Here is an 8,186-nt window from a genome sequence, read left to right on the forward strand (position 1 = left end):
CGACGGCGGCGACGACGGCCGCGTACACCGCCCTGCTGACCGGGGAGTTCCCCGACCCGGTGACGATCACCCTGCCGAAGGGGCAGACCCCGTCGTTCGCACTCGCCGCCGAGGAGCTGACGGACACGTACGCGATGGCGGGCGTCGTGAAGGACGCGGGCGACGACCCGGATGTCACGCACGGCGCGCTGGTCCGGGCCACGGTACGGCGGCTGCCCGCCGGGGCCGGGGTCGTCTTCAGGGCCGGCCCCGGCGTCGGCACGGTCACCCGCCCCGGTCTGCCCCTGCCCGTCGGCGAGCCGGCCGTGAACCCCGTCCCCCGCCGGATGATGCGCGAGCACGTCGCCGAGGTCGCGCAGCGGTACGGCGGCAGCGGCGACGTCGAGATCACCGTCTCCGTCGACCACGGTGAGGAGATCGCCCGCTCCACCTGGAACCCCCGGCTCGGCATCCTCGGCGGCCTGTCCATCCTCGGCACCACCGGGATCGTGGTCCCGTACTCCTGCTCCGCGTGGATCGACTCCATCCGGCGGGGCGTGGACGTGGCGCGGGCGGCGGGCCGTACGCATGTCGCCGGGTGCACGGGATCCACGTCGGAGCGGACGGTCGTCGCCGAGTACGGGCTCCCCGAGGACGCGCTGCTGGACATGGGCGACTTCGCGGGCGCGGTCCTCAAGTACATCCGCCGCCACCCGGTCGACCGCCTGACGATCTGCGGCGGCTTCGCCAAGCTCTCGAAGCTCGCCGCCGGCCACCTCGACCTGCACTCCGGCCGCTCCCAGGTCGACCAGGGCCTCCTTGCCGAGCTGGCCCGGCGGGGCGGCGCGGACGAGAGGCTGGCCGCGGAGGTGGCCACCGCCAACACCGGGCTCGCCGCGCTCCAGCTGTGCGCGGCGGCCGGCGTACCGCTGGGCGACCTGGTGGCGACGGCGGCCCGCGACGAGGCGCTGACGGTCCTGCGCGGGGCACCGGTCGCCGTCGACGTCATCTGCATCGACCGGGCGGGCACGGTGGTGGGCCGCAGCACGGTCGCCTGACGACCGGGGTGCCGCGGTCACCTCACAACGCGGTACTTGAGGTGGGTCGCGAGCGGGGTGTCGACGACGCGGATGGGGCGGAGGTCCCGTCGTACGGCGCCCAGGTCCTCGAAGAGGCGCAGGCCGTCGCCGAGGAGGACGGGCACCACATGGAGCTGGAGTTCGTCGATGAGCCCCTCCCTGAGGCACTGCCGTACGGTGTCGGCGCCGCCCGCGATGTCGACGTTCCGGTCCCCGGCCGCGGCCCCGGCCCGGGCGAGGGCGCTGTGGAGGCCGTCGGTGACGAAGGTGAAGGTGGTGCCGCCCTTCTTCACCAGGGTCGGCCGGGGGCGGTGGGTGAGCACGAACACCGGCGTCCGGAACGGCGGGTTGTCACCCCAGAACTCCTCGCCCGTGTCGTACATCATCCGGCCCATCACGACCGCCCCGGTGGCGTCGAACCACTCCCGCATCAGCTCGGAGTCACGGTTCTCCCGGCCGCCGGTCATGCCCTGGCGCTCCCGCCAGCTCGCCAGGTCGTGGATCCACTCGAAGAGGGGCTCGGCGCCGTCGCCGCCCGGGTTGTCGACACGGACGTCGGTACCGGCGACGTAGCCGTCGAGGGAGATGGCCATATCCGCGGTCACGGTCACGATGGGTGCTCCTGAGGTCGTGGGAGTACGGGTTCACTCTCACGTCGATCGGGAGCCGCCGCATTCGACATCCGCCGGGATGTCCGCCGCGCCCGCCGGTCCTCCGGGATGTCCGCGTCCACGTCAGCCGGTCGTGGTGCGATGAGTTCCGGGCGGGCGGGGAGTCTGTTCCGGTGACCGTCGTCGGGCCTCGCCCCGGCGGGCCCGGCACGCGAGACCACGGAGGACACCATGACCAGCACGCCGGACTTCTCGACCACCGCGCAGCCGGGCCGCCCGCCGGTCGCCGATCCGGCCACCTGGCAGGCCGCCCGCGACGCCCTGCTGGTCCGCGAGAAGGCCCACACCCGCGAGGGCGACGCGCTCGCCGCGGCCCGCCGACGGCTGCCGATGGTGGAGTTCGACGGGACGGTCGAGGTCGTCGGCCCCGACGGCCCGGTCCCGTTCCTGGAGCTGTTCCAGGGCCGCGAGGAACTCGTGGTCTACAAGCACATGTGGTACGACGGCGCGCCCCACCAGGGGCAGTGCGAGGGCTGCACCACCACGGCCTGGCATCTGAAGGACGCCGTCTACCTCAACGCCCGCGGCGTCTCGTTCGCCGTCCTGACCACGGGCCCCTGGGACGAGGTGGCCGCCTACGTCGCGTTCATGGGCTACACCCAGCCCTGGTACTCGGTGCGGGGCCTGGACGAGCCGGTCGGCGGCGACATGGGCTACCTGACCTGCTTCCTGCGCGACGGCGACCGTGTGTTCCTCACCTACTCCACGACGGGCCGCGGCAACGAGAGGGTCAACGGATCATTGGGTCTGCTCGACATGACGCCGTACGGCCGCGGCGAGGCCTGGGAGGACAAGCCGGCGGGGTGGCCCGAGGGAGGCAGCCCCTGCTGGTCCTGGCGGTCGGACGCGGAGGGCAACGCAACCTGGGGCCCGACCAGCCGCCCCGTCCCCCAGTGGTCCCGGCCCGGAGCGACCCCGGTGGACACGCTCGGCCGCCACGGCCCCCACCACTGAGCCCAAGGCGTCAAAGGAAGGCCACGTCCGAGAGCGCGGTGGACGCGTTCAGCTCGGCCCAGACCGTCTTGCCGTGCCGGGCGTGGCGGGTGCCCCAGCGCTCCGCGAGCTGGGCGACGAGGAGAAGACCGCGTCCCCCCTCGTCGAAGACCCTGGCCCGGCGCAGATGGGGAGTGGTGCTGCCGGCGTCGGAGACCTCGCACAGGAGCGTGCGGTCGTGGATCAGCCTCAGTCTGATCGGGGGCCTGCCGTAGCGGATGGCGTTGGTGACCAGCTCGCTCACCACCAGCTCCGCCAGGAAGTCCAGCTCCTCCAGACCCCACACGGCGAGTTGACGCGCGACGTTCGCGCGGGCCCGGCCCACGGCCGCCGGATCCGCCTCCAGGTCCCAGTCGGCGACCTGCTCTTCCCCGAGGGCGCGGGTACGGGCCAGCAGCAGGGCGACGTCGTCCGGTGGACGCGCGGGGAGCAGTGATCCCAGGACGGCGTCGCAGGTGGACTCCAGGGACGCGGCCGGCCTGACGAGGACCTCGCGCAGCCGGGCGAGACCCTCGTCGATGTCGTGGCCCCGCGCCTCCAGCAGGCCGTCGGTGTACAGGGCGAGCACCGTGCCCTCCGGCCACTCGAACTCCACCGCCTCGAACGGCAGCCCGCCCAGCCCCAGCGGCGGCCCCGGCGGCAGATCGAGGACGTCCACGACCCCGTCCGGGGTGACCAGGACGGGGAGCACGTGCCCCGCCCGCGCGAGCGTGCAGGACCGCGACACCGGGTCGTAGACGGCGTAGACGCACGTGGCCCCTATGACACCGACGGACTCGGCGCCGACGGGGGCCGGGGAGGGAGAGGTGGTCGACGTGGGGTGGGGGGACGGGGATCCCGAGGCGTACGGGAAGGCTGCGGCGGGCCCGGGGGACTCGGCTCCCGAGGTCACCGGCAGCGCTGATTCGCCGGCCCTGCCGCCACCGGAGCCGGAGGACCCGGGGCCCGCGGTCGGATGGCTCGCCGTGCGCAGCCCATGGCCCGCCGCCGCCCGCGCACCGGCACCCTCCGTCGGCCCGCCCCCTCCCGGCGACGGCGCGTCGCCCGTGTCCCCGGGCCCGGCGTCGGCGTCGCCCGCCTCCCCCTGCCGCGTCTGCTCCTGCCCCCGACCGTTCCCCTCTCCCTCCTCCTGCTCCCCCTCCAGCTCCTCCTCCCCCTCCGCCTCGCCGGAGAGGCGGAGGACGACGTCGTCGAGGTGGGTGAGGAGTTCGTCGGGGGGCAGGTCGATGTCGGCGAGGGTGCGTACGGCGGTGCGGAGGCGGCCCATGGTGGCGGCGGCGTGGATCCCGTGGCCGACGACATCGCCGACGACGAGGGCGACGCGGGCCCCGGAGAGCGGGATCACGTCGTACCAGTCGCCGCCGACGCCGGCCCTGTCACCGGCCGGCCGGTAGCGGCAGGCGACCTCGACGGCGGACTGCGGGGGCGTACGGGACGGGAGAAGGCTGCGCTGGAGGCTGATCGCGGTGGCGCGGGCGTGCGTGTACCGGCGGGCGTTGTCGACGGCGACCGCCGCCCTCGCCGCGATCTCCTGGGCGAGGAGCAGGTCCTCGTCGTCGAACGGGTCGGACCCGGGGCCACGGAAGAACTGCGCCACCCCCAACGTGGCGCCCCGGGCGCGCAGCGGCACGACCAGCATGGAGTGCGCCGACGGGGGCGACGGGGCGGACGGGGCCGAAGGGACCGACGACCCCCGAGGGACCGGTCGGGCCGGATGGATCAGGTCGGGGGGCTCGCCGTCGAGGCGGTGACGGAAGGGCTGCCCCGTGGCGAGGGCACGGGCCGGGAGCGAACCGGCGAGGAAGATGTGCGACTTCGGGAGCGCGACCTTCGTCGCCGAGTCGACGACAGCCCCCTGCTCGACGGCGGCCCCCTGCGCCACGACAGCCCCCTGCTCGACGACGGCCCCGCGCCCGAACTCCGCCCCCGCCGTGAACTCCGCCCCCGAACTGAAGTCGGCCACGGCCCCGGAGTTCCCGGACTCGGACTGGTCCTCCGGCGCGGCCGACGTCCTGCGGGCGAGGCGGCGCAGCACGAGCGGGTCCTCCGGTGGGGCGTCGTGGCCGTGCAGCGCGGAGTCGATGAGGTCGACGGTGACGAGATCGGCGAAGGAACGGTCGGCCAGGCCGGCCAGCGGCTGCGTGGCGAAGTCCGCGAGTTCCTGGGTGGTGCGGGCGATGTCCAGGGTCGTACCGATGCGCACGCTCGCCTCGTTAACCAACGACAGCCGCCCCCGCAGCCGCCGTTCCCGTTCCTCCTCGTACGCCACCACGCCCTGCTCCGAGGAGCGGTCCACGTACCCGGTGGCCATGACGATCAGTCGCCGGGCGGCCTCGCTGATCAGCGTGGCGTCGTCCGTGAGCCGGGCCATCGCCTCCAGCAGCCGGTCGAGCATGACACCCTGCCCCAGCCGGAAGGCCCGCAGCACCACGCTGACGGGTACCCCGTGCCGGGCGAGCCGCCGTACGCGGGTCAGTTCCGCGATCGGCTGCTCCAGGGCACGGGGATCGACACCGTGCTCGAGTGCGGAGAGGACGACGACCACGTGCCGCGCGACGTTCTCCGACGTCATGGCGTCCGAGTGCTCCCAGAGGTCGGGCAGCTCAGTACGCAGGCACCGCTCCACCTCGGCGATCAGCTCGTCCGCCTTCGAACCGAGCTCACGCGCGACACGGGACACAAGACCGTCAGCCGTGGGGTCCACCTTCTCGACGTTACGCCGGAACGCCGAGGGGTTGCGCGTCCGGGTTCCGGCGGCACCGGTGGATCCGGCCACCGGGCCCGCGCACCCGGCCGGATAGGGTGACGGCGCGAATCGAACATACGCAGGGCTGGCGGAGGCACGTGGTGTCGGACGTAGGGCGGCTCGTCGCCGGGCGCTATCGGCTCACGGAGCAGATCGGCCGCGGCGGCATGGGCACGGTGTGGCGGGGCGAGGACGAGGTCCTCGGCCGTCAGGTCGCCCTCAAGCAACTGCACGTGCAGCCGCATCTGGCCCCCGACGACCTGGCGCGGCTGTACGAGCGCACGCGCCGCGAGGCCCGCAGCGCCGCCCGCGTCGCGCACCCCAATGTGATCGTCGTCCATGACGTCGTCGACGACGAGGTGGACGGCGACGGTCGGCCCTGCATCGTCATGGAGTACGTCCCGGCACCCACCCTCGCCGACCTCCTCACCGACGGCCGGACGGTGCCGCCCGAGGAGGCGGCCCGGATCGGTCTCGGCATGATCGCCGCGCTGCGCGCCGCGCACGCCGCCGGCGTACTGCACCGGGACGTCAAGCCCGGGAACGTCCTGCTCGGCGCGGACGGCCGTGTCGTCCTCACCGACTTCGGCATCGCGATGACGGCCGACGCCTCGACACTCACCAAGACCGGCGAGATGGTCGGCTCCATCCACTACATGGCCCCGGAACGCATTCGCGGCCAGAAGCCGGGCCCCGCCTCGGACCTGTGGGCGCTGGGCGCGACGCTGTACCAGGCGGTGGAGGGACGCCCGCCGTTCCGCCGTCTGACCGCGATGGAGGCCGCGTACGCCATCGCCGTAGACCCGCTCGAGCCCCTGAAGCAGGGCGGCGCCCTGGAACCCCTCATCGAGGCCCTGCTGGTCAAGGACCCCGAGGAACGGCCCACCGCGGAGCAGACGGAGCAGGCGCTGCGAGCCGTGCTGTCGGGCACGACGACGACCACACTGCCCGGGCCGTCCGCCACGGGCGCCCCGGGGCCCTACGGGCGACACGGTGACACGGACCGGCACACCACCGTGGCGGTCGGCCACACCCTGACGCGACCGGGGCCGGAACCGGGATCGGGGCCAGGGCGGGGAACGCACCGGGACCCGGAGGCCCGCGCGCGCCGTGGCCGTCGATCGCGGCGCCGCGTCCTCGTCACACTCGCCGTCGCCGTGACGGTGGCCGCGACGGTGATCGGGGCCACCCTCTACGCGGCGTCGAACCCGAGTGCGAACACCACTCCGGACGGCGGCGCGGACGGCTCCCCCACCCCGTCCTACTCGCCCCCACCCGTGCCCGACGGCTACCACCTGGTCAAGGACAAGAGCCTCGACGTGTCCTTCCCCGTCCCGGACGGCTGGACGGTGTCGCAGCGGACCTCGGAAGGGGTCGTCCACATCGACGGGACCGGCCTCGTCCGCCTGGAGGTCGGCATGGTCGACCCTGCCGGTTCGCACCCCATGGCCCACTTCAAGGACATCGAGGCGAACACCAAGCTCAACTACCCCGGTTCGTACCGCAAGCTGCGCATGCAGAAGACGACGCTGCGGGGGCAGCCGGCCGCCGTCTGGGAGTTCACCTTCCGAGGCCGTGCCCGGACCTTCCGCGCCATCGACGTCGGCTTCGGGCGTGAGGGCGAGCGGGAGTACGACATCTACCTCTCGGCGCCGGACCTGGAGTGGGACACGTACCGTCCCGTCTTCGACAAGGTGAGGGACGGCTTCATCACCTCCGCGTCCTGAGGCCGGCCGCCGCCGCACCGGCGACCGGGGGCTGCCGGGGGCGGCGCCCTCGTACGGACCAATGCGGGCCGGGAGCCCGGTCCGCCCGTACCTCTGGGCGCATGACGCTCGCTCTCTGCCTGTCACGTATCGCCCTGGCCGTCCTGTCGGCCGTGGCCCTGGGTTTCGCGGGCCACGACGCCGCGACGTCGGCGACCGGCCTCGTGGACTTCTTCAGCCACTTCACGATCCTGAGCGCCATGGCGGCGTGCGTCGTCCTGCTGGTCTCCGGCGCCGCGGGCCTGCGCGACACGAGGGGCGGGCGCGGGGTGCCGGACATGGCGCGGGGTGCGGTGGTGCTGTACATGGCGGTCAGCGGGTTCGTGTACGGGCTGGTCGACACCGAGTTCCACGACACGCTGATGCCCTCGTGGGCGGACCATGTGCTGCACCAGGCGCTGCCGCTGGTCATGATCGCCGACTGGCTGGTGGACCCGCCGTGCCGCCGCGTCCGCTACCCGAGCGCCGCGTCCTGGCTGCTCCTCCCCCTCCTCTACGTCGGCTACAGCCTGGTGCGTGGCGCGGTGACCGACTGGTACGCGTACCCGTTCCTGGACCCGGACCGGGGCGTCGGCGGCTACGGCCGGGTCACCGTGGCCTGTCTGCTGCTGGCGGCGCTGTTCGTGCTGCTCGGCGCGCTGGTGGTCAAGGCGGGCAACACCGCCGGGGCACGTCGCCGCCCGCGGGAGTTCCGGGGCGGATCCCACCGCCGGACGGGCCCCCGGTGAGATCGCCCAGGGGGTACTTCCCGGTACTTCCCGTAGCCCCTAGCTGTACTCGGCCATGAGGTTGGTGACTCGCGTCGGTAGTTGATCAAGAGAAGACCTCCGGGCGTAGTGGAGATGCCTGTCTTCACCACAACCGGAGGTCCTGGTGGCCCACGCTAATGCCCGGCTGACCTTTCACGGCAGATGTCTTTTGGTGCGCCGTGTCGTGTACGACCTGCGTCCGG

The 8,186-nt window shown here is 73.5% G+C and carries 6 protein-coding genes; 4 read left to right on the forward strand and 2 right to left on the reverse strand.

All coding sequences use genetic code 11. The features are described from left to right. Nucleotides 1-1,037: cobalt-precorrin-5B (C(1))-methyltransferase (locus M8J73_RS38125; RefSeq protein WP_249829655.1), on the forward strand; the 1,037-nt coding region annotated here is incomplete at its 5' end. Nucleotides 1,038-1,054: 17 nt separating this feature from the next. Here M8J73_RS38125 and M8J73_RS38130 read toward each other — a convergent pair. Continuing rightward, nucleotides 1,055-1,669, reverse strand: coding sequence for a dihydrofolate reductase family protein (locus M8J73_RS38130; protein ID WP_055542872.1), 615 nt, complete (start codon nt 1,667-1,669; stop codon nt 1,055-1,057). Between the two features lie 231 nt (nt 1,670-1,900). Between M8J73_RS38130 and M8J73_RS38135 the strand changes: the two genes are divergently transcribed. Further along, complete coding sequence (locus M8J73_RS38135) at nt 1,901-2,683, forward strand: DUF899 domain-containing protein (protein ID WP_055542871.1); 783 nt, start codon at nt 1,901-1,903, stop codon at nt 2,681-2,683. Nucleotides 2,684-2,693: 10 nt separating this feature from the next. On the opposite strand, the gene M8J73_RS38140 is transcribed toward M8J73_RS38135, so the two are convergent. After that, nucleotides 2,694-5,426 carry an ATP-binding SpoIIE family protein phosphatase gene (locus tag M8J73_RS38140; protein ID WP_249829656.1) on the reverse strand — a complete coding sequence of 911 codons (2,733 nt, stop codon included), beginning with the start codon at nt 5,424-5,426 and terminating at the stop codon, nt 2,694-2,696. A gap of 140 nt (nt 5,427-5,566) precedes the next feature. Here M8J73_RS38140 and M8J73_RS38145 point away from each other — a divergent pair, with 140 nt between their 5' ends. Both M8J73_RS38145 and M8J73_RS38150 read left to right on the forward strand, forming a co-directional pair. Beyond that, nucleotides 5,567-7,195, forward strand: a complete 1,629-nt coding sequence (locus M8J73_RS38145) for a serine/threonine-protein kinase (protein WP_249829657.1) — start codon at nt 5,567-5,569, stop codon at nt 7,193-7,195. Between the two features lie 101 nt (nt 7,196-7,296). Then, nucleotides 7,297-7,962: a Pr6Pr family membrane protein gene (locus tag M8J73_RS38150; RefSeq protein ID WP_249829658.1), complete on the forward strand. Its 666-nt coding sequence runs from the start codon at nt 7,297-7,299 to the stop codon at nt 7,960-7,962. The last annotated feature ends 224 nt before the right edge of the window (nt 7,963-8,186 follow it).

The sequence above is a fragment of the Streptomyces neyagawaensis genome, assembly GCF_023516595.1.
Taxonomy (GTDB): Bacteria; Actinomycetota; Actinomycetes; order Streptomycetales; family Streptomycetaceae; genus Streptomyces; species Streptomyces neyagawaensis.